This window comes from Micromonospora sp. NPDC049060, from assembly GCF_040649055.1.
GTDB lineage: Bacteria > Actinomycetota > Actinomycetes > Mycobacteriales > Micromonosporaceae > Micromonospora > Micromonospora reichwaldensis.
On record NZ_JBEZEV010000045.1, the window covers coordinates 23563 to 44625 of the forward strand.

At 71.7% G+C, this 21063-nt stretch carries 17 protein-coding genes; 9 read left to right on the plus strand and 8 right to left on the minus strand.

The genetic code is table 11. From position 1 onward, the window contains the following. Window positions 1-53 precede the first annotated feature (53 nt). Window positions 54-1463 carry an NAD(P)-binding domain-containing protein gene (locus AB0B83_RS17720; protein ID WP_357579096.1) on the plus strand — a complete coding sequence of 470 codons (1410 nt, stop codon included), beginning with the start codon at window positions 54-56 and terminating at the stop codon, window positions 1461-1463. Between the two features lie 188 nt (window positions 1464-1651). Continuing rightward, entirely contained in the window at window positions 1652-2455 is an 804-nt protein-coding gene (locus AB0B83_RS17725) for an alpha/beta fold hydrolase (RefSeq protein WP_357579107.1), read from the plus strand. A gap of 67 nt (window positions 2456-2522) precedes the next feature. On the opposite strand, the gene AB0B83_RS17730 is transcribed toward AB0B83_RS17725, so the two are convergent. From AB0B83_RS17730 to AB0B83_RS17745, 4 genes are all read right to left on the minus strand, one after another. Then, window positions 2523-3941, minus strand: coding sequence for a trehalose-6-phosphate synthase (locus AB0B83_RS17730; protein WP_357579097.1), 1419 nt, complete (start codon window positions 3939-3941; stop codon window positions 2523-2525). A 181-nt stretch (window positions 3942-4122) separates the two neighbouring features. Beyond that, on the minus strand, window positions 4123-4974 hold the full coding sequence (locus AB0B83_RS17735) for a DUF308 domain-containing protein (RefSeq protein ID WP_357579098.1): 852 nt from the start codon (window positions 4972-4974) through the stop codon (window positions 4123-4125). Between the two features lie 262 nt (window positions 4975-5236). Further along, window positions 5237-5908, minus strand: a complete 672-nt coding sequence (locus AB0B83_RS17740; RefSeq protein WP_132236195.1) for a response regulator transcription factor — start codon at window positions 5906-5908, stop codon at window positions 5237-5239. Further along, entirely contained in the window at window positions 5905-7083 is a 1179-nt protein-coding gene (locus tag AB0B83_RS17745) for a histidine kinase (protein ID WP_357579099.1), read from the minus strand. The genes AB0B83_RS17740 and AB0B83_RS17745 overlap by 4 nt, the downstream gene beginning before the upstream one ends. A gap of 641 nt (window positions 7084-7724) precedes the next feature. On the opposite strand from AB0B83_RS17745, the gene AB0B83_RS17750 reads away from it, so the two are divergent. Beyond that, window positions 7725-8363 carry a recombinase family protein gene (locus tag AB0B83_RS17750; RefSeq protein ID WP_357579108.1) on the plus strand — a complete coding sequence of 213 codons (639 nt, stop codon included), beginning with the start codon at window positions 7725-7727 and terminating at the stop codon, window positions 8361-8363. A 202-nt stretch (window positions 8364-8565) separates the two neighbouring features. Here AB0B83_RS17750 and AB0B83_RS17755 read toward each other — a convergent pair whose 3' ends face one another. Further along, the gene (locus AB0B83_RS17755) at window positions 8566-9537 is read right to left on the minus strand and encodes a helix-turn-helix domain-containing protein (RefSeq protein WP_357579100.1); all 972 of its coding nucleotides are present in this window, start codon (window positions 9535-9537) and stop codon (window positions 8566-8568) included. Between the two features lie 1194 nt (window positions 9538-10731). Between AB0B83_RS17755 and AB0B83_RS17760 the strand changes: the two genes are divergently transcribed. Next, window positions 10732-11196 (plus strand): hypothetical protein, encoded by a 465-nt coding sequence (locus tag AB0B83_RS17760; protein WP_357579101.1) that lies wholly within the window; start codon window positions 10732-10734, stop codon window positions 11194-11196. 465 nt (window positions 11197-11661) lie between these two features. On the opposite strand, the gene AB0B83_RS17765 is transcribed toward AB0B83_RS17760, so the two are convergent. Beyond that, complete coding sequence (locus AB0B83_RS17765; protein WP_357579102.1) at window positions 11662-12513, minus strand: TraM recognition domain-containing protein; 852 nt, start codon at window positions 12511-12513, stop codon at window positions 11662-11664. Between the two features lie 498 nt (window positions 12514-13011). Between AB0B83_RS17765 and AB0B83_RS17770 the strand changes: the two genes are divergently transcribed. After that, window positions 13012-13719: a lysophospholipid acyltransferase family protein gene (locus tag AB0B83_RS17770; RefSeq protein ID WP_357579103.1), complete on the plus strand. Its 708-nt coding sequence runs from the start codon at window positions 13012-13014 to the stop codon at window positions 13717-13719. A gap of 25 nt (window positions 13720-13744) precedes the next feature. On the opposite strand, the gene AB0B83_RS17775 is transcribed toward AB0B83_RS17770, so the two are convergent. After that, the gene (locus tag AB0B83_RS17775; RefSeq protein WP_357579104.1) at window positions 13745-17308 is read right to left on the minus strand and encodes an adenylate/guanylate cyclase domain-containing protein; all 3564 of its coding nucleotides are present in this window, start codon (window positions 17306-17308) and stop codon (window positions 13745-13747) included. 163 nt (window positions 17309-17471) lie between these two features. On the opposite strand from AB0B83_RS17775, the gene AB0B83_RS17780 reads away from it, so the two are divergent. Next, complete coding sequence (locus tag AB0B83_RS17780) at window positions 17472-17681, plus strand: hypothetical protein (protein ID WP_091629607.1); 210 nt, start codon at window positions 17472-17474, stop codon at window positions 17679-17681. 53 nt (window positions 17682-17734) lie between these two features. Here AB0B83_RS17780 and AB0B83_RS17785 read toward each other — a convergent pair whose 3' ends face one another. Then, complete coding sequence (locus AB0B83_RS17785) at window positions 17735-18427, minus strand: Crp/Fnr family transcriptional regulator (protein ID WP_121400498.1); 693 nt, start codon at window positions 18425-18427, stop codon at window positions 17735-17737. Between the two features lie 250 nt (window positions 18428-18677). On the opposite strand from AB0B83_RS17785, the gene AB0B83_RS17790 reads away from it, so the two are divergent. From AB0B83_RS17790 to AB0B83_RS17800, 3 genes are all read left to right on the plus strand, one after another. Continuing rightward, window positions 18678-19175 (plus strand): polyadenylate-specific 3'-exoribonuclease AS, encoded by a 498-nt coding sequence (locus AB0B83_RS17790; RefSeq protein WP_089003323.1) that lies wholly within the window; start codon window positions 18678-18680, stop codon window positions 19173-19175. A gap of 61 nt (window positions 19176-19236) precedes the next feature. Continuing rightward, the gene (locus AB0B83_RS17795) at window positions 19237-19740 is read left to right on the plus strand and encodes a pyridoxamine 5'-phosphate oxidase family protein (protein WP_132236201.1); all 504 of its coding nucleotides are present in this window, start codon (window positions 19237-19239) and stop codon (window positions 19738-19740) included. 178 nt (window positions 19741-19918) lie between these two features. After that, window positions 19919-20947 (plus strand): 6-phosphofructokinase, encoded by a 1029-nt coding sequence (locus AB0B83_RS17800; RefSeq protein WP_132236203.1) that lies wholly within the window; start codon window positions 19919-19921, stop codon window positions 20945-20947. The last annotated feature ends 116 nt before the right edge of the window (window positions 20948-21063 follow it).

Here is a 21063-nt window from a genome sequence, read left to right on the forward strand (position 1 = left end):
GTGGAGAGGATGCTGCGCGACCCGGCACTCGTGCCGCACAAAAGGAGATCCCGGTGTCCACCTCCACCGACCACGGCCGGCCCGACCCGGAGGCGAGCACTCTCGCCCTGACCCGCGACGGCCGGCCGGTCTCCGACCGGGGCGACACCGTCTGCGTCGTCGGCGCGGGGGCCAGCGGTCTGACGGCGATCAAGAACCTGAAGGAACACGGCTTCGGCGTCGACTGCTACGAGCGGGAGACCGGCGTCGGCGGCGCCTGGAACTGGCGGCACGACCGCAGCCCGGTGTACGCGAGCACGCACCTGATCTCGTCGCGGCCCTTCACCCAGTTCCCCGACTTCCCGATGCCGGACGACTGGCCGGACTACCCGCACCACAGCCGGCTGCTGTCGTACTTCGAGCGGTACGCCGACCACTTCGACCTGCGCGGGCACATCTGGTTCGGCACCGAGGTCGTCCGGGTGGAGCCCGTGGCCGGTGACCGCTGGGACGTGACCACCCGCAGCACCGGCGGCTACGGCCCGGAACGCACCTCCCGCTACGCGGCCGTGGTGATCGCCAACGGCCACAACTGGTCGCCGAAGCTGCCCCGCTACGAGGGGCTGGAGGAGTTCCGGGGCGAGGTCATGCACGCCTCGTCCTACAAGGACCCCGCGCAACTGCGCGGCAAGCGGGTGCTGGTGGTGGGCGCCGGCAACACCGGCTGCGACATCGCCGTCGAGGCCGCCCAGCAGGCGTCGCGCTGCTGGCACTCGACCCGCCGGGGCTACTGGTACGCCCCGAAGTACGTCCTCGGCCGCCCCGCCGACCAGGTCAACGACGCGCTGCTGGCACTGCGCGTGCCGCTGCGGGTGCGGCAGTGGCTCTACCACTGGACGCTGCGGCTGACCGTCGGCGACCTGACCCGGTTCGGCCTGCCGAGGCCCGACCACCGGGTCTACGAGACGCACCCGATCGCCAACAGCCAGCTCGTCTACTACGTGGGCCACGGCGCGATCGCGCCGGTGCCGGACGTCGTCCGCTTCCACCCGTACGCCGTCGAGCTCTCCGACGGCCGGGAGATCGACCCGGACCTGGTCGTCTTCGCCACCGGGTACCTGCCGCGCTTCGAGTTCCTCGACCCGAAGGTGCTCGGCGACGACGCGGGGGAGGGCCGCCCGAAGCTCTGGCTGAACGCCTTCGTCCCCGGTCGCCCCACACTGGCCGTGGCCGGGCTGGTGCAGCCGGACTCGGGCATCTTCCCCCTGTCGCACTGGCAGTCGGTGCTCTTCGCCCGGCTGCTGCGGCTGCGCGTGACCCGTCCCGACCGGGCGGCGGCCTTCGCCGCCCGGGTGTCGGCGAAGGCGGGGGAGCGCTACGCCGGGCCGGTCAAGGACAGCAGCCGGCACTGGTTCGAGGTGGGCCACGCCGACTACCTGCGCGCGGTCCAACGCGCGCTGCACGACCTGGAGGCTTCCCGGTGAGTGCGAGGAGTGCAGCGCAGCGGAGCCCCGCAGTCGCGAACGAAAGGCCGGACCGGTGAGCGCGAGGAGTGAGCTTGCGAGCCCCGCAGTCGCGAACGAAAGGCCGGACCGGTGAGCGCGAGGAGTGCAGCGCAGCGGAGCCCCGCAGTCGCGAACGAAAGGCCGGAACAGTGAGTCAGGTGCGGATCATGCGCGGGCGGGAGTGGGCCCGCCCGGTCCGCCCGGTCCGGCGTGAGGTGCTCGGCGCGAACCCCGAGGTGGAACAGGGACGTCCGCCGCTGCTCTTCGTACCGGGCTTCGGGCACGGCGCCTGGGCGTTCGCCGAGCACTGGCTCGGCCACGCCGCGTCCCGGGGCTTCCCGGCGTACGCGCTGAGCCTGCGCGGGCACGGCGACAGCGGGCCGGCGCCGGAGGCGACGCTGCGGGCGTACGCCCACGACGTGACCCAGGTGGCGGCGGGCCTGCCGCGCCAGGCGGTGCTGGTGGGGCACGGCGCCGGGGCGCTCGTGGTGGCCCACGCGCTGGCCCGCTACCCGGCCCGGGCGGCGGTGCTGGTCGCGCCGGTGTTCGGCGGCTGGGCGACGTTCGGGGCGGCGCTGCGCCGCAACCCGGTCGGCACGCTGCCGGCAGTGTTCGGCGGGCCGCTGCGGCTGCACCGCCGGCAGCTGTTCAGTCGGGAGCTGCCCGAGGCGGAGGCCCGGGGCTACGCGGGCAGGCTGGGGCGGGCCGGCCGGCGCGCCCAGTGGCAGCTGCTGACCGGGCGGGCCGCCGAGCCGGCAGTGGGCGACCCGCCGGTGCTGGTGCTGGGCAGCCCCGACGACCGGGTCGTGCCGTCGGCGGCGCTGACCCGGGCGGCCCGGCGGTACGGCTCCGCCCCGCTGCTCTTCCCCGGCATGGGGCACGACATGATGCTCGACGCCCGGTGGCGGGAGCCGGTCGACGCGATCCTGGACTGGCTGGAGAAGGACCCCGCGCCGACCGGCCGGCCCTGACCGCCCGGGCCGACCGGCGACAGCCCCGCGGCCGACCGGCCGACGCTGACGCCCTAGGCCGGTCGCCTCAGCCGGCGGCGCCCAGCCGGGTCAGCAGCGAGCCGCTGTCGTCGAGGGCGGAGAGGTAGGAGCGGGCCCACGCCCGGATGTCGTGCCGGTGCAGGTGCGCCCGCATGGCCCGCATCCGCGCGCCGAGGTCGTCCGGGCCCGCCCGCAGCGCCGCGAGCAGCCCCTGCTTGAGCCCCTCCAGGTCGTGCGGGTTGACCAGGTACGCCTGCGGCAGTTCGGCGGCGGCGCCGGCGAACTCGCTGAGCAGCAGCGCGCCCGTGTCGTCGACCCGGGCGGCCACGTACTCCTTGGCGACGAGGTTCATCCCGTCGCGCAGCGGGGTCACCGCCATCACGTCGGCGACGCGGTAGAGCGCGGCCAGTTCGGCGCGGTCGAACGGCTGGGTCAGGTAGTGGATCGCCGGCTCGCCGACCCGGCCGAACTCGCCGTTGATCCGCCCGACCTCGCGTTCCACCCGTTCGCGGAGGATCTGGTACTGCCCGACCCGTTCCCGGCTGGGCACCGCCACCTGCACGAGCACGGTGTCGCGTACCTTGACGTGCCCGTGGGCGATCAGCTCGCTGTACGCCTTGAGCCGCTGCTCGATGCCCTTGGTGTAGTCCATCCGGTCGACGCTGAGGATCACCTGCTCGGGACTGCCGAGGTCATGGCGCAGCCGGGCGGCCCGATCGGCCACGTCGGGCCGGGCGGCCAGCGCGGCCATCTCGGCGGTGTCGATGGAGACGGGGAAGGCGCCGATCCGGACCACCCGGTCGTCGACGGTGATCCGCCGGTCGGTGGCGGGGACGTCCAGCACCTTCGCCACCAGTTGGGCGAAGTTGTGCGCGGCCTGGGAGCGCTGGAAGCCGATCAGGTCGGCGCCGAGCATCCCGCGCAGCAGCTCGGCCCGGCGGGGGAGCTGCATGAACAGCTCGGGCGGTGGGAACGGCACGTGCAGGAAGAAGCCGATCCGCAGGTCCGGCCGCAGCTCCCGGAGCAGGCCCGGCACCAGTTGCAGGTGGTAGTCCTGCACCCAGACGACCGCGCCGGGCTCGGCCACGTCGGCCGTGGCCTCGGCGAACCGCTGGTTGACCCGCTGGTACGCCTCCCACCAGCTGCGGTGGTACTCCGGTTGCTCCACCGAGTCGTGGTAGAGCGGCCAGAGGGTGGCGTTGGCGAAGCCCTCGTAGTGGTCGCGCAGGTCGTCGGCGGTCAGCGCAACGGTGTGCATGCGGACGCCGTCCACGTCGGGCAGCGCGGGCGCCGGGCCGGTGCCGCCGGCCCACCCCACCCACGTCGCCGGGGTGTGCCGCAGGAGGGGATGGAGGGCGCTGACCAGGCCGCCGGGACTGCGGCGCCATTCGCAGGCACCATCGGGCGCCACACTGTCGTCGATGGGCAGGCGGTTGGCCACCACCACGAGGGAACTCTGTCGCATCTCGGGCATTCCGATCAGCAGGGAGTGACCGCCGCAGCGGAGGAACAACCGGGCAGTCAGCGAGGGATGTGACGGACAGCGGTATTCCTACTGACAGTAAGTTACACCAGTGTTGCGCGCCGGGCTCGGGGCGTCCGTCGTCCCGGGATGCGGGCAGGAGTGCCGGCCGGACGGGTCGCCGTCAGACCACCGCGCCGTCGTCCGGGTCGCGCTCGTCGTCGTCGCCACCGGGGCGCAGCCGCCAGATCAGCGAGACGAAGCCGGCCAGGATGCCGGTGAACCCGAACAGGTTGACCACCGACGGATCGGCCACCGGGAAGAGCGACGGGAACAGGAAGAGCACGAAGCCGACCACGATGGCCAGCACCCCGACCACCGTGTACTTCGAGAAGCGCGGCAGGGGCGGAGGCGGCGGCGGGGTGTAGCGCTCGTCCTCCGACTCGTCGTCGGGCAGGTCCGCGCCGAAGGTGTCCAGCCCGTCGAGCAGCGACGGCTCGTCGTGGCGGCCCCGGGACAGGGAGACGCCCGAGATGTCGGCCGCGTACGGCAACCGTCGCACGTCGGTGGCGGTCGGCCCGGCGGGCTCGTCGGGCGTGCCGAGGGTCACCGGGCCGGCGGCGGGCCCGGGCGGGTCGTCCACGTCCTCGGCGGCGGGCCACGGGTTGTCGCCACCGCGGGGGGCGGTGGTGTGGAAGCCGGCGACGATACGGGCCCACTCGGCCTCGATGTCCGGCTCGTCGTCGCGGGGCTTCTCGGGGGCCGTCTCGTCCGCGAGCTGGGTCAGGTAGTCCCGCGCGGTCCTCAGGTGCGAGCGGTCGACGTAGAGCCGGTCGACGGGGCGGGCGGGCACGGTGGTGGTGCGGGTGACCGGGTTCAGGTCGGCCGAGGGCTGGAGGTAGGCGGCGATCCCACCGGCGGCCAGGACGTCGAGCAGGTGCTCACCGACGCGCGGATCCACGTCGCCGGCGATGGCGTACTCGCTCGCGTCGAGCCCGTTGTCCCGCCGTCCCCGGCGGGCCCCACCCGCTGACACCGGACATCCTCCTCATCACGCGCCCGCGGCGCGGCCGCCTGAGCCCCGTCGGCGCCGACCCGCACGCCGTGCCTTGAATCGTGACACGTCAGGACCCGGTTCCGGGAGTGCCTTGTGGCGCGGCGTACGAAGTCAGAGGCCCTGTCGCAGGTCGCGACCGGGGATTTATGTCCGTTCTTGCTGAATGTTTTTCAACGGAGCCCGCCTGCGGCGCCGTGCCGCCCGAGGGGCCGCCGGTGCCGGCGAGCGCGCCGTCCGCCGGTCAGCCCGGGCCGGGCGGTGATCCCGGCCGCACCAGACCGCTCTCGTACGCCGCCACGACGAGCTGCGACCGGTCCCGGGCGTGCAGCTTGGCCAGCAGCCGGCTCACGTACGTGCGCGCCGTCGCCGGGCTGATGTGCAGGACCGCGCCGATCTCGTCGTTCGACCGGCCGGCGGCCACCTCGGCAAGCACTTCGCGTTCCCGGGCGGTCAGCGCCGCCAGCCGGGCCGGGTCCGGCTCCCGCCCCCCGGCGCGTACCGCCGTCATGACCCGCCGCGTCACCGCGGGGGAGAGCAGGGCCTCCCCGGCCCGGACGATGCGCACCGCCCCCCGCAGCTCGTCGGGGCCGGTGTCCTTGAGCAGGAAGCCGGACGCGCCGGCCCGGATCGCCTCGAAGACGTACTCGTCGGTGTCGAACGTGGTGAGCACGACGACCCGTACGCCGGTCAGCCGCTCGTCGGCGACGATCCGGCGGGTGGCCTCGATGCCGTCCGTGCCCGGCATCCGGACGTCCATCAGCAGGACGTCCGGCCGCTCGGTGACCGCCAGCCGGTACGCCGCGTCGCCGTCGCCCGCCTCGCCGACGACCTCGATGTCCGGCGCCCGGTTCAGCAGCGCACGCAGCCCCGCGCGGACCAGGTGCTGGTCGTCGACGAGTCCCACCCGGATCACGTGGTCCCTCCCAGGGGTAGTTCGGCGCGTACCTCGAAGCCGCCGCCGGGTCGGTTGCCGGCGGTGACGGTGCCCCCGAGCAGGGCGGTGCGCTCCCGCATGCCGCCGAGCCCGTACCCGCGCGGGGTGCCCTCGTGCCGCCCACGGCCGTCGTCGCGGACGGCGACGGCGAGGGTGTCGGCGCCGCGGACGACGTCGATCTCGACGGTGCGCGCGCCGGCGTGGCGCAGGGTGTTGGTCAGCGCCTCCTGGATCAGCCGGTGGGCGGTCGAGTCGACCGCGGCGGGCAGCCCGGTCAGCTCGCCCTGCCGGTGGACGGCGATCCGCAGCCCGGTGGCCCGCGCGCCGGCGGCCAGGGCGTCCAGCCCGGCCAGCCCCGCCACCGGTTGCCGGGGTTCGGCCGCGGCCGGGTCGCGCAGGAGACCGAGGGTGGTGCGCAGTTCCCGGGCGACCTGGGTGGTGGCCGAGCGGACGTGCCCCAGGGCGGCCCGGGCGGCCGTCGGGTCGTCGTCGAGGGCCTCGTCGGCCACGCCGGCGTGCAGCGAGATGACGGAGATGTGGTGGGCGATGACGTCGTGCAGGTCCCGGGCGATCCGGAGCCGTTCCTCCTCGACGCGGCGCGCCGCCTCCCGGGCGTGGTCGCGTTCCAGCTGCCGCAGCCGCCACCGTTGCTCCCGGCGCCGCAGCCGCCGGGACCGGACCCCGTCGCCGAGGGCGACCGCGGCGGCCATGATGGCGACGCTGGAGGCCAGCTCGAAGCCGATGAGGTACGCGACGCTCGCGCCGTCCGCCGTGCGGAACGCGGTGGAGACGACGAGCAGGCCGAGCCCCACGAGCACCGCCCAGCGCAGCTGCCCGGCCTCGGCCGCCGAGTAGAGCGCCGCGGCGAGGGGGAGGGCCAGCCCGACCGGCGGGTAGCCGGCCACGTAGTAGGCGACCAGTCCGGCGGCGCTGACCACCAGCACGGTGGTCGGCGCGCGGCGGCGCAGGAGCACGAGCGCGCCGAGCCCGACGGCGAACAGGTAGGCGGGGACGTCGCGGCCCCGGTCGCCGCCCAGGTTCGCGGTGATCGCCGCCGCCACGACGGCCGACACGGCGACGCCGATGAGCAGGTCCAGCACGGCGGCCCGGGGCAGCCGGACCAGCCTGCCCGCTCCCCGCCGCACCCCGGCCACCCACACACCACGAGCGTAGGTGCCGCCGGCCTTCGCGCGGAGCCGACGGGTGTTCCGACCGACCGTCGCCCCCCGCCGTATCCGCGACGGGCGGGGGTACGTCGACAGGCGACAGTCCGCTGCCCAAGCCTCAACGGAGACCATCAACGACCGGTGCAACCCGGCGCGGTGTGGAATCAGCACAACTTCGCCAGCGGGCCCCAACGGAGACCGGTCAGCTACGGCCGGTGCAACCCTTCCTGAGCTGCAGGAAGGATCAAGCGCATCACCAGATCCATAAGAGCTTAAGGGCTGCCTTGCGTTATTAGTCCTGGAATGTTGTTCCGGAACCTTCCGCTCCAACGCGTGGACTTGGGTCTGGGGCCTTCTGCCACCCGGGCTGCTGTCCAGGAATCGATCGTTTCTCGGACAAGATCAAGATCTGCCACCGGAGCGGGTGTATCGCGTCCGAAAAACCCGTCCGAGAAGTCGGCGTGTCCAACAACGCGGCAACGGGTTTGTTGGGCACTCTGGGCGGCGTGACCGTTACCCCCATGCCCGCCGAGGGCGACCTGCTCGCTCCGACTCCGCTGGCAGGGGTGCTTGTCGGCTAAGGGCGAGTCTCCACCCGCGAGCAGAACCTCGCCCGCCAGCAAGCCGCGCTGACTGCCGCCGGCTGCGCCAAGTACTTCTTCGACAAGGCCTCAGGGAAGAACACCGACCGGCCCGAGCTGGCCAAGGTGTTCGAGTACATCCGACCCGGCGACGTGCTCACCGTCGTCTCGCTCGACCGGCTCGGCCGCTCGCTGGAAGACCTGATCGGCATCGTCGGCCGGCTCAAGCGCCACGGCGTCGGCTTCCAATCCCTGCACGAGAAGCTCGACACCACCACCGCAGGCGGGATGTTCGTCTTCCACGTCTTCGCCGCACTTGCCGAGTTCCTGCGCACCATCATCGTGGCCAACACCAACGAGGGCCTGGCCGCCGCTCGCGCCCGCGGGCAACGCCTCGGCCGACCGCCGGCGATGACACCGGAGAAGGTCGCGTACGCGCTGCAACTGCTCGCCGAGCCGAACCGCACCATGACCTCGATCGCCAAGCTCCTCGGCGTCTCTCGCAGCACGCTGTACAGCGCGCTGCCTGGCCTCGTTCCGGCCCAACGCGACGACCAGGCCGCCCTGCAAAACCGGCTTACCCAGCTCCCGCCGGACTTCCGGCCCGGGCTCCCGACGGTCGAGCAGTCCGACCAACTGCCTACCAGGCCGGACGGTCAGGGCACGATGAGCCGCGTGATCCGCTGAGCGCGACCATCCGGCGCACCTCGGCCCCCTCGGTGTACCCCGGCCCCGCGTGTCTTCCGCGTACGTTGATCGGCGATGGGCCGGTAGTGGCGCTGCACGCGGCCAGGTGCGGGCAGACGACGCAGCATTGGCACCGGTGCACCTGATGACGTGGAGGCCTGCCAGCCGGCGAGGCCGGTTCGCACGTTCCCGGCCGGAGTACTCAGGGCCGCTGGCTGATCGGCTCCCGTGTCGCCCGGTAGTCCTTGGGGGATATGCCGTAGGCGTTGCGGAAGACCCGGCTGAAGTGGGCTGCGTCGGTGAATCCCCATCGGGAGGCGACGTTTTGGATCGTTCGGTGGGCCAGGAGTGGGTCGGCAAGGTCGTGGCGGCAGCGTTCGAGCCGACGGTGACGTATCCGCTCGGCCACGGTGAGGTTCTCTTTCTCGAACAGCCGGTAGAGAGCACGGACCGAGATTCCGTGCGCGGCGGCGATCACCTGGGGGGACAGATCGGGGTCTCCGAGACGGCGTTCGAGAAAGTCATGGATGCGGAGTCGCAGCACCCGCTGGTGCGTATCCGTCGAGGGCGGGGTGCCGTTTGTGTGGTGGCTGTGCAGGAAGGCGGTGAGGAGGTCCACGGTGATCGTGGACAGCCGGGGCACGTCGGTCGGCCGGCAGCGGTCAGCGTGTCGGACCAGTTCGACAAGGTAGCGAGTGAGGAGAGCGCCGATCCCTTCCTGGCTGGGCAGGGGCACGCCGATGAGTGGCGTCGCGGTTTTTGGCATGGAGAGCAACTCCACCGGCAGCTGTACCAGCAGCCCTCGGACCGGGTTACGGTTAAGGAAGCGGAAGGGCTGTGAGCTGTTGTAGAGCATCACCTTCCCCCTGTTGATGACGGGGGAGCCGTTAGCGAGGTCGAATCCCAAGCCGTTACTCAGGCTAAGCCACGCGATCGCCTGTCCTGGATCATGGCGGCGGATCAGCTTCGGCGACCGGTAGGAATCGAGCGGCGAGAACTCCAGAGCGGACACCTGGACGTCACCGAGGGCGACCGCTCGCGCTGACGCCTGGAACTCGTCCGGGTCCTCAGTGCGCATGGCAGACGGCAGAAGGCCTTCGATGGCTTCCTGCCAGGCCGCGAAGCGTTCCGCCTGCGGCAGGCCATCGGTCCGGAACTCTGCATAGATGTCCATCCGCAACCCCCGTGGTCGGCCAAGATCTTCCGGGCATGCGTCAAACCGCCGCAGACCCCGTCACAGATAGTCAAGAGTCGGGCGCTAGCAGTCAAGACAGATGGCATCCAGATTGCCACAATGGATACGTCAGGGTCAATGGATGGAAATCGGGAATACTGGGATTTAAAGGATGCCTCGCGATTCCAAACAGTGGTCTGTACATCCTGCTGGCTCAACACGACCGCGCGACTAGCTTCGAAAGGAGTTCACGGTGAAGGCCCGGCGCTTGGGTAGCTTTCCCAGCCCGCCAGATCTTTGATCTTGCGGCGGCATTCGAGCACGCCGCCGGGTGTGTCGGGGTGTCGGTAAGGAGCGTGTCGCCCAGCCGCAGGCGCGGGTGATGTCAGCACTGGCTCACGCCGGCATCCGACACGCTGGAGGCCACACTAATCGCGTCGCCTAGCGGGAGGAATTCTGTAGAACATAAACGCCTCGGTAGTGCCAGGCCTGCAGTCCTCAGCATTCCGTGCATTCGATGTGTCAGATGTTGCTTAAAAGCGTGGCGATCAATGACGGATTTCGTGCATCGACATTGACATCGCCACGCTAATCTAGACCCGATAAGAGGCTACGAACAAGACTAGTCCGTTAAGGATAGTCGGAATAAAGAGAGGATATTAAAATGGCAAGGTTGAAGACGATTCTGTCGCTGATCGCGATCACGATGATGGCGCTGACACTCAGCCCGACGCCAGCCCAAGCCCACCCTGGGGGCCCGCCTTCGGACGTTAGATGCCATTCCTGGTGGGGTATTGGCGTATGGTGGGAAAGCGCAACAGCATGCTTCGAGGCTGACGGCGACGAGCTATGGGTGGAGGACGACAATGCCGATGGCTACTCGGTAAAGGCGTACTTCGAAACCGCCTTCGGCATGACAGGATCATGCCGCAACGCCCACGGGGCTGACTCCTGGCATCAGTGCGGCTTCAGCAGCATATCGGAACAGGACGACATTAGGTGGTGGATATGCCTCACCGACGGGTCCGAGCAACGCATCGTTGCATGTACCACTAACGACTTTACGCAGGGAAAATCTTGCTGGACTCGGGCCGACTCCGGCAGCGGCACCCCAAACGGCTGCGACAGGCCGAGAGGCTCGGGACTGTCAGTCGTCGAGTCACGGGCTCAACTGGGTGCAATAGGGGTGCAATAATGAAGTTTAAGACTTTCGCATTCACGGTAGCTCTTCTGCTGGCCGGGATGGTCGTCGCAGCACCGGCCCGGGCTTCGACGAAGAGCCTAGCCGCTCCGCCAGCAGAGTGCACCTATTATCTGTACGCCGATGACTATGGAGACTCTTGCTTCCAGCCAAACGGAGACAAAATTTGGGTCGCTGACAACAGCGAGAACGGATGGAGCCCTGAGGTCAAACTGGAAGCAAGCTATCCAGCCGAAGGTAACCGCTACAAGACCCGCTACTGCGCTCACGACCCGAACTTTCCACTGGGCGAAGGGGGCTGGGATTCTTGCAACTTCGACCACCGGGAAACTCACTGCGTCCGCTGGTGGATATATGAGCGAAGCATCAATTCGCCAGGCCTGACGCGCTTTACTAAGGGCCCGACGCCCTGGATCGGCGTAGACGATGGGAAACCCGGAAACTGCACCATCGAATAGCTGTCGACTCGGCAAATTTGCGGGCGTGGAAAGTAGAGGTAAATGTCTTTGATCGAGTGGGAGGCGTTACCAACACTCGGCCCAAGACAGGAACGGCTATCGACATTCGCAACCCCGCGTACTCGCATCGCCACCGGCGGACGCTCGCTCTCGCGAACGTCCGCCGGTGGCGATGCGCGGTACAACCTGCGCCCGAGGGGTCTACTGACTGGGCGACCGCTACACCGCCTGCGGCGTCACAGTTCACCCCAGGCGTCGGCCCGGAGGCGAGGCGCCGCTCGACGACGTGGGCGAGGTAGTCCCCGACGAACGCCTCGACGTTGCGGTAGACCGGCTCCGCCTCGGCGGGCTCGGCGGCTGGCGTCGCGGCCGGCGGCGGAGTGTCGCTCGGGCCGCCGGCGAGTTGGCCGAGCAGGGCGCTGAGGTCGGCGACCGGGTCGCCGGCCGGTCCGGTCTGGGGCAGGGTCATGGGGTCGGCTCCGGCGGGGCGTCGTCGGGGGTGAGGGTCCAGTCGGTGCGCTCGTGGGGGTCCCAGCGGGCGATCGACGCGCGGATCGCCGCAGCGTAGGGGCCGTTCTGCCAGGGAGCGGTGCGGGCGAGCGCGGGCGGGGCGCCGGAGGCATAGACGACCATCCGGCCCCGGGGCAGGGCGTGCAGGTCGGAGACGTCGAGGACCCGCTGGCGGCGGGTGGCGTGCGAGACCGACCGCTGGCCCCACCCGGATCCGCTGCTGCTGGTCGACCTGGTCGTCACGTCGTGCTCGCCGATGAGCTTGGACAGTTCTTCCAGCCAGTCGGGGTCGGCGACGCCGCCGCCGTAGGTGCGGACGTTCGCCGCGGACCACAGCTTGCGCATGCCCTCGCGGCCCCACACGTCGACGCCTTGGGGATAGGACTGGAGGATCGTGATGATGGGCAGGCCGTGGGAGCCGTAGAAGGAGTAGAGGGCTGGGAGCTGGCGTAGCCGGCAGATGTTGGCGGCCTCGTCGAGCACGCTCAGCAGCGGCGGATCGAGGCGCCGCCCGGGGCGGGTGCGGGCGCGTAGCTCGCCGGCGCGCAGGACGGCGTCGGTGAGGGCGGCAACCAGCGGGGCGGGGGAGCCGGGGCCGCCCTGGGACAGCAGGTACAGCACATCGGTGGAGGCGACGAAGGCGGCTGGGTCGAACTCGAGGACCCCGCCGCGCGTGGGTGGGGTGACCCAGGCGGTGACCGTCGGCTCGGTGAGGCACATGAGCATCTTCTGCGCGCCCGCGTAGATGCCGCCCCTCGTCTTGTCGGGCATGTTGACCACCCCGGCGACCGCGTCACCCACCGCCACGCGGTGATCCCGCCGAGGAGCAGCAGGATGAGGACGGTCACCTCGACGACCGCGGCAACGGTGCAGGCCGTGGTCCACGTGATCTCGCCGCGCAGCACTGCGGTGGCGACCCGGATCGGCCCACCACCGGTGTATCCGGGCGGGCGGACCAGCCCGACGGGCAGCCACGCGCCGCTGGCGAGAATCAGGACCAGGGCGGCGACGCCACCGGCGATCAGGCCCGCGTCGTCGTGGCCACCGCGCGGACCGGCGGGCCGGCTCACGTCATCGTCCAGCGGAAATCGGTGTTGCCGAGCCCGCATCTCCGTCTCGTTGGGTTCCAGGTGCGCCGCCCGCCGGTCGGCACGCCCGCCGCCCGCCCGCGGCTGTCCGGGTTGGACGTTCCGCGCCACGCGGGCCGGATCACGTTGTGGCGGCCGGCATCGGGTTCGTAGGCTCATGCCCACGACGACCCGTGGCGACGCGGCGGCCTCGCGACCACCTGTGGAAAGGACGCCGGTGCTGTACTGGCTGATGAAGTACGTGCTCCTCGGCCCGCTGCTGAGGCTGGTCTTCCGCCCGCAGGTCGAGGGGCTGCACCACGTGCCCGACACCGGGCCGGTGATCCTCGCCAGCAACCACCTGTCGTTCTCCGACTCGATCTTCACGCCGCTTGTCGTGAAGCGGCGGGTGACGTTCATCGCCAAGGCCGAGTACTTCACCGGCAAGGGCGTCAAGGGCTGGCTGACGAAGATGTTCTTCGTCGGCTCCGGCACCATCCCGGTCGACCGCTCGGGCGGCCGGGCGGCCAGGGCGGCCCTGGACACCCAGCTGCGGGTGCTGCGCGCCGGTGGCATCGCCGGCATCTATCCCGAGGGCACCCGCTCGCCGGACGGCCGGCTCTACCGCGGCAAGACCGGCGTGGCCCGGCTGGCCCTGGAGAGCGGCGCCCTGGTCATCCCGACGGCGATGCTCAACGCCGACGAGATCCAGCCGCCCGGCAAGCTGATCCCCAAGATCGCCCGGGTGCGGATCCGGTTCGGCCCGCCGCTGGACTTCTCGCGCTACGCCGGGATGGCCGGTGACCGGTACGTCGAGCGCGCGGTGACCGACGAGATCATGTACGAGCTGATGGAGCTCTCCGGCCGCGAGTACGTTGACATGTACGCCCAGAAGGCCAAGAGCCCGCCCGCCGGCCCGGTCCCCCGCGAGCCGGTCCCCGCCTGACGGGCCGCCCGCCCGCGTCGCCCGGTCAGCAGGCCAGGGCGGTGTCGGCGGCGGTCGTCGGGGGGCGGGCCAGGTTCAGCAGGACGGGGGCGTCGTTGCGCAGCGCGAAGGCGCGCAGCTCGGCCAGTTCCGGGCGGCCCGCCGTCGACTCGCCGGCCCGCTCCAGCTCCACCGTCGCGAAGGTCAACGCCAGCATCCGGTCCGTCACGTCCGGGATGCCGGCGTAGATCTCGGCGCCGGCCAGGTGCAGCTCCGCGGCCCGCCGGTGGTCGCCGTCCGCGGCGGCCAGCGCACCGGCCACCGTTCGGCGCGCCGCCTCGGACCAGGGTGTGCGGTGACCCACCCGGTCCAGCATCGCGCGTACCCGTGCCGCCGCCTCCCGCCCGGCGAGGCTGGCCGCGTATCCGGCCGCCGGGATCCACTCGCCGCTGGCGATGGCGGGCACCGCCGACCAGGAGTCGGCCAGCTCGTCGATCAGCGCCGTCGCCTCCTGCCGGCGTCCCTGCAGGGCCCGGCAGAGCGCGCCCATCCCCAGCATCGTCCAGTGCGGCCGGTGGAAACCGCTGCGCCGGGCGGCGTCGAGCGCGGCCGCCACGTCGTCGCTGTACGTGGCGGCGGCGTCGTCGTCCGAGTGGGAGCGCGCCGGCGGCACCCGTTCGCCGCGCAGTACCAGCAGGCAGGAGCGCAGGCCGCGGACCTGCATGTCCCAGCTGCCGGTCGGGGTGTCCACGAAGGCCTCGGCGGCGGCCAGCAGCCGGTCGAAGTCGCCCTCGAACCAGGCGCGCATCGCCTCGGCCGAGTAACTCGTGGTCAGCGTCTGCCCGCTGGCCTTGCGGGTCGGCGACGACGAGAGCAGGGCGTCCGAGCGCAGCCAGTCGCCCTCCTCGCAGACGGCGTAGGCGAGGTTCTGCATGGCCCGGGGCAGGGCGATCAGCTGGTTGGCGCGGCTGAGCTCGACGATCGCGTGCAGGTCGTCCAGGCCGGACCGGTCACCCGCCTGGTAGCGGGCGATCGCCGAGGTGATCCGGGCGTTGGTGCGGGTCTCGGTCAGCCTCAGCCGCTCGCCGATCGCCGCCGCCCGGTCGGCTGCGGCGACCGCCGGATCACGCTCGTAGTTCAGCATGTGCAGCCGGCCCAGCTCGGCGTAGGCGTCCGCCTTCTGCGGGCTGTCCGGCAGCGGGTCGAAGAGCTCGACGGCCCGGTCCAGGCAGGCGAGCGCGGCGGCCCGGTCGGCGCGCAGCCACGCGGCCTGACCGAGCAGCGTCCAGGCGCGCGCCGCGCAGGCGTCGTCGTCGTGCGCCAGCAGCCGGTCGGCGAGCGCCTGCACCTGCTCGGGCCCGCCGCCGGAGAGGAAGACGTTGCCGTCGCGGTAGAAGGAGATCTCGGTGCTGAGCAGCTCGAGTTGGAGCCGGTCGAGCGGGTCGGAGTCGTCGGCCAGCCCGAGCGCCCGGCCCGCGTGGCTCGCCGCGACGTCGAGGCTGTGCAGCGCGTACGCCCGGCGGGCCGCCCGGTGCAGCGCGGCCCGGGCGGGGCCGGCGAAGCGGGCGATCTCCATGCCCAGCGACCGGGCGATCTCGTGGGCCGCCCAGCGGTGGTGGGCCAGCACCTCCGCCAGGTCGGTGTCCCGGCTCTGCGAGAGCATGTCCAGCCACTGCGCGGTCCGCTCGTGCCGCGCCACCCGCTCGGTACGGGGCAGCCGCTGGTAGCAGACGTCGCGCACCAGCACGTGCCGGAACCGGTACTCCGGCTGACCCGCCATGGTGGAGGCGGCCTGCTCGTGCACGAAGTCCCGCTGCTCCAGCCGGCGCAGCGCGCGCTCCACCGACTCGACGGGCTGCCCGAGCGCGGCGGCCACGGCTCCCGGCCAGAATTGCACGCCGACGACGGCGGCGGCCAGCAGCACCGTGCGCTCCTTGGCGTCGAGCAGGTCGATGCGGTTGGCGATGACGGCGTGCACGCTCTCCGGCATCGGCAGGTCGAGGTGCTTCTCCAGCGACCAGCCCCGCACGGACTGGCGCAGCGCGCCCTGCTCGATCAGCATCCGGACGTACTCGTGGGCGTAGAGCGGGTTGCCGCCGGCCACCTCGATCAGCGGGGTGAGCATGTCGGCGGAGAACGCCGCCCGGCCGAACATGTGGGCGTAGAGCGCGGCGATGCCCGTGTCCCGCAGCGGGGGCAGGGTGATGGTCACCGAGCCGGTGATCGTCCCCGCCCAGCTCGGGTCCCGGTCGACGAGTTCCGGCCGGGCGGTGCAGAGCAGCAGCAGCGGCACGTCCCGGGCGGCGGTGCCGAGCAGCTCCACGAAGCGCAGCATCGCGTCGTCGGCCCAGTGCAGGTCCTCGAAGACCAGCACGGTCGGCCGGCGCGCGGCCAGGGCGAGCAGGAAACGCCGCCACGCCGACCCGGTCTCCTCGGCCGGCAGCGCGGTCCCCGGCAGCCCGACGAGGGGCCGCAGGGCGTCGACGAGGCGCTGCCGCTCGCCCGGGCCGACCAGCTCGCCGACGGCCGAGGCGAGCCGCTGCGCCGCGCTCGACGCCGGGTCGGTGTCCAGGATGCCGGCCTCGGACTTGACGATGTCGGCAAGCGCCGCGAACGTCACGTTCTCGCCGAACGGCGGGCACCGCCCGATCCGCCAGGTCAGCGGCTCGTCGACCAGCTGGTCCACGTGCCGGTACAGCTCCCGGACCAGCCGGCTCTTGCCCAGCCCGGCCCGGCCGAAGACGGTCACCACCTGCGGGCGGCGGTCGCGCAGCGACCGGTGCAGGGCGTTGACCAGCATCCCCAGCTCGTGTTCGCGGTCGATCAGCGGCGTGACGTCCGGCTGCCGGTCCGTCGGCTGCCGGCGGACCGGGGACAGGGCCAGCCACACCTCGGTCGTCGTCGACCGCCCACGCAGGGTGACCGGCGGCTGCTCCGAGTAGCGGATCGCGTCCCGGGTGAGGGCGTGCGTCACGCCGCAGACCAGCACCCCGCCCGGCGGCGCGACCGACTGCATCCGGGAGGCCGTGTTGACCACGTCGCCGGCCACGATCGCCTGGCCGCCGTCGCGGGCGGCGGCCACGTCGACAAGCGCCTCGCCGGTGGCCACCCCGACCCGGAAGCGCAGCGCGTCGGCGCCGGTGGGGGTGAACCGCGTCAGCACCCGTTGCAGCTCCAGGCCGGCCCGCACGCAGCGCAGCGCGTCGGTCTCGGTCGCCACGGGCGCGCCGAACAGCGCCATCACCGCGTCGCCGATGTACTTCTCCACCACCCCGCCGTACTGCCCCACGACGCGGCGGGCGGCCGAGAAGAACCCGGTCTGCATGCCGCGGACCAGCTCCGGGTCGGCCCGCTCGACGTACGGGGTGAAGTCGATCAGGTCGACGAAGAGCACGCTGACCCGGCGGCGGTCCTCCTGCGGGGCCGGCTGTCGCTCGCTGCCCGGCCGGGCGGCGCCGCAGGAGGTGCAGAACGCCACGTCCTGAGCGAGCGGGCGCAGGCAGTGCGGACAGACCGCGCCCAGCTCGTTGCCGCAGCCGCCGCAGAAACGGTCGCCCGAGGCGGCCGTGCGTCCACAGCGGTCACACTGCGTGGCGATGACGCCCTCCACTCGCGATCCCGCCGGCGCCGTGATCGGCACCGTTCCGGTGTCAGTATCGCCGTCCGCCCAGCTGTCGGGTACCGGGCTGTTGGCTTGTGGACAGTCCACCGGGCGGCCCTACGGTTACAGTCAGGCGGCTGAATGTCGACCATTGACCACAGGGGGATTCCCGATGGTGTACGTGATGTTGCAGAGCGACTGGACCGACGGCAGCGGGGTCAGCCACCTCGCGGGCGACTCCGTCGACGTGGACGCCGCCACGCTGGCCGCGCTCCAGGCGCAGGGGATCGTCAGCGAGCAGTCCGGTGGCGGCAAGGACGGCACGGAATGGGTCGGGCCGGGCAGCACCAACTGGGTCGGGCCGGGCAGCAACACTCCCTGACACCCCGCACGAAAGGGCCGGAGCGGCTGCTCCGGCCCTTTTTCGCGTACGCCTCAGCGCTCGCTCATGCCGGCGCGGCGGCGCAGCGCCGCGACGTCGGTGACCACGATGCGTCGGCCCTCGGTGCGCAGCCAACCCCGGTTGGCGAACGATCCGATCGCCTGGTTGACGCTCTGCCGCGAGCCGCCGGCCATCTCCGCGAGCTGGCTCTGGTTGAGCTCGATGGTGATCATCGGGGCCTGGCTCTCGCCGGCCAGCCGCACCAGGGTCTTGGCCACCCGGCCGGGCAGGTCAAGGAAGACGTGGTCGGCGTTCTGCTCGGTCAGCCGTCGGATCAGCCCGCCGAGCGAGCGCATCACCGCGTCGAGGATGCGCGGGTTGGAGTGCACCAGCTCCATGAACGCGCCCCGGGACAGCGCGAGCGCGGCGCAGTCCTCGATCGCCTCGGCCGAGGCGGACCGGGTGGAGGCGTCGAGCAGGGAGACCTCGCCCAGCACGTCCGGCGGACGGATGACCGACAGGACGGCGCGTTCGCCGGTCGGCGCGGTGCGGAAGACCGCTACCGCGCCCCGACGCAGGACGATGAGGGACTCGCCGGGGTCGTTCTCGACGAAGAGCAGTTGGCCCTTGCGGTACGTGCGGGGGACCGCCGCGGCGATCACCCGCTGCCGGACCTCCGGCTCCAGCCCGGCGAACATCTCCACACCCGTGAGCGCGTCACCAGGCTCCGGCAGGCGCATCTCCACGGTCCAACCCCTCCCCGGTCAAGGACCACAACTCGCTCACCGGGTGAACCTGAAGGCCTCGACGAGGTGAACTGACACCGGTTCGGCGTCCGGTAGCGGTACACATCAGATCATGACGGTCCGGTCGCTTGCTGTACACCCCTCAAATCACTTCCGTGACACTCCCGAGCTGCGACGACCGGCGTGGTGGGGGGCGGTCCGGCCGCCCCGGTCGTCGGGACGCCGAGGGCGTGGGCGAGGATGACGGGCGATGGTCTACCGCTATTTCTACGACTGCGAGTTCATCGAGGACGGCCGGCTCGTCGACCTCGTGTCGATCGGCGTCGTCGACGAGTACGGCCGCGAGTTCTACGCCGTCTCGACCGAGTTCGACGACTCGCGGGCCGTGCCCTGGGTGCGCCGCAACGTGCTCGACAAGCTGCCCTCCCCGGCGAACCGCGCCTGGCGTTCCCGCGAACGCATCCGCGACGAGCTGTACGACTTCCTCGTCGAGCCGGTCCGCGACCGCCCGGGCGAGCAACTGGAGCTGTGGGCCTGGTACGCCGCGTACGACCACGTCGCCCTGGCCCAGCTGTGGGGCGCCATGCCGGCGCTGCCCCGGGAGATCCCCCGGTTCACCAAGGACCTGCGCCAACTCTGGGACGACCGGGGCCGGCCGCCGCTGCCGGACGCCGACGCGGCGCGGCACGACGCGCTGGTCGATGCCCGGCACAACCTGGCCCGGTGGCGGGCGATGACCGGTTCGTAGGTTTGGTCGGTTCTGTCCCGGGCACCGGTGCGACGTCGAGCCGATGTGAGGGAGAGTCCCAATGAGCAACGAACCGACCAACGCCGCCGAGGCCCGGCGCCGGGTGACCGAGCTGGTCCGCGAGGCCCGCATCTGCATGCTGACCACGATCGCCGTGGACGGGCGGATGGTGAGCCGCCCGATGGGGTTGCAGGAGGCGGAGTTCGACGGCGACCTGTGGTTCTTCGCGTACGCCGACTCCGCCAAGGTCCGGCAGATCCGCGTGAACCCCGAGGTCAACGTCTCCTTCTCCGACTCCCGGCGCAACTCCTGGGTGTCGGTCGCGGGCACGGCCCGGGAGGAGTACGACCGGGCGAAGGCCGAACAGCTGTGGAACCCGGTGCTCAAGGCCTGGTTCCCGGACGGGCTGGAGACCCCGGGACTCACCCTGCTCAAGGTGCACGCCGGATCCGCGGAGTACTGGGACTCTCCGTCGAGCACGGTGGTGAACCTGTTCGGCTACGCGAAGGCGGCGGTGACCGGCAAGCCGCCGGAGGTGGGGGAGAACCACGAGGTCAGCTACTGACCGGTAGACCGTCCGCCGGTGAGACCGGCCCGGGGCGCGGTGTCGGCGTACGCCCGCGGCGACTACAGTGCGCACTGACGGCCCGCCCCGGGCCGGCAACGGCGCCGATGGTCTTGATTCGACACATATCCTGGGGCAAATCGGGCTTCACCTGATGCTCCCAGGAGGATGAGCGATCATGCGTATCGGCGTGCTCACCGGCGGCGGCGACTGCCCAGGTCTCAACGCGGTCATCCGGGCGGTGGTCCGCAAGGGCGTCGCCAGCTACGGCCACGAGTTCGTGGGTTTCCGGGACGGCTGGAAGGGCCCGTTGGAGGGCCTGTCCCGCCCCCTGGGCATCGCGGAGGTCCGCGGCATCCTGCCGCGCGGCGGCACCATCCTCGGCTCGTCCCGGACGAACCCCTTCAAGATCGAGAACGGCGTCGAGCGGATCAAGGAGAACCTCGCCGCGCAGGGCGTGGACGCGCTCATCGCGATCGGCGGCGAGGACACCCTCGGCGTGGCCACCAAGCTGCACGAGCTCGGGGTCCACGTCATCGGCGTGCCGAAGACGATCGACAACGACCTCGGCGCCACCGACTACACCTTCGGCTTCGACACCGCCGTGAACATCGCCATGGAGGCGATCGACCGGCTGCACACCACCGCCGAGAGCCACCACCGCACCCTGGTGGTCGAGGTGATGGGCCGGCACGCCGGCTGGATCGCCCTGCACGCCGGCCTGGCCGGTGGCGCCAACGTGATCCTGCTGCCGGAGCGGCAGTTCGACGTCGAGCAGGTCGCCGGCTACGTCGAGAAGCGCTTCCAGCACCAGTACGCCCCGATCGTCGTGGTCGCCGAGGGCGCCCAGCCGCTCGACGGCCAGATGGTCCTGCACAACCAGGAGCTCGACGCGTTCGGCCACGTCCGCCTCGGCGGCATCGGCCAGTGGCTCGCCGAGCAACTGGAGGCCAAGACCGGCAAGGAGGCCCGCACCGTCGTGCTCGGGCACATCCAGCGTGGCGGCACCCCGAGCGCCTTCGACCGGGTGCTCGCCACCCGGCTCGGCCTCCAGGCGATCGACGCGGTCCACGAGGGCGACTGGGGCAAGATGGTCGCCATGCAGAGCACGGACATCGTCCGCGTTCCGCTGGCCGAGGCCACCCGCGAGCTGAAGACCGTGCCGCTGGAGCGGTACGCCGAGGCCGAGGTCTTCTTCGGCAGCTGATCCATCCCCGGCGTCGCGGCGGGCCGGTTGGGCCGGGGCGCCGGCGGTGCCCCTGGGGGGGGGTCGCCGGCGCTGGCGGGGTGGGTGCGCACGGGCGCGGGGATCGGGGCCGGCCA

Excerpts from the sequence above, each read along its gene's own strand:
- AB0B83_RS17725 (WP_357579107.1), top strand. The coding sequence starts at position 1,652 with ATGCGCGGGCGGGAGTGGGCCCGCCCGGTCCGCCCGGTCCGGCGTGAG.
- AB0B83_RS17760 (WP_357579101.1), top strand. The coding sequence starts at position 10,732 with ATGAAGTTTAAGACTTTCGCATTCACGGTAGCTCTTCTGCTGGCCGGG.
- AB0B83_RS17730 (WP_357579097.1), bottom strand. The coding sequence starts at position 3,941 with ATGCGACAGAGTTCCCTCGTGGTGGTGGCCAACCGCCTGCCCATCGAC.
- AB0B83_RS17790 (WP_089003323.1), top strand. The coding sequence starts at position 18,678 with ATGGTCTACCGCTATTTCTACGACTGCGAGTTCATCGAGGACGGCCGG.
- AB0B83_RS17780 (WP_091629607.1), top strand. The coding sequence starts at position 17,472 with ATGGTGTACGTGATGTTGCAGAGCGACTGGACCGACGGCAGCGGGGTC.
- AB0B83_RS17755 (WP_357579100.1), bottom strand. The coding sequence starts at position 9,537 with ATGGACATCTATGCAGAGTTCCGGACCGATGGCCTGCCGCAGGCGGAA.
- AB0B83_RS17800 (WP_132236203.1), top strand. The coding sequence starts at position 19,919 with ATGCGTATCGGCGTGCTCACCGGCGGCGGCGACTGCCCAGGTCTCAAC.
- AB0B83_RS17795 (WP_132236201.1), top strand. The coding sequence starts at position 19,237 with ATGAGCAACGAACCGACCAACGCCGCCGAGGCCCGGCGCCGGGTGACC.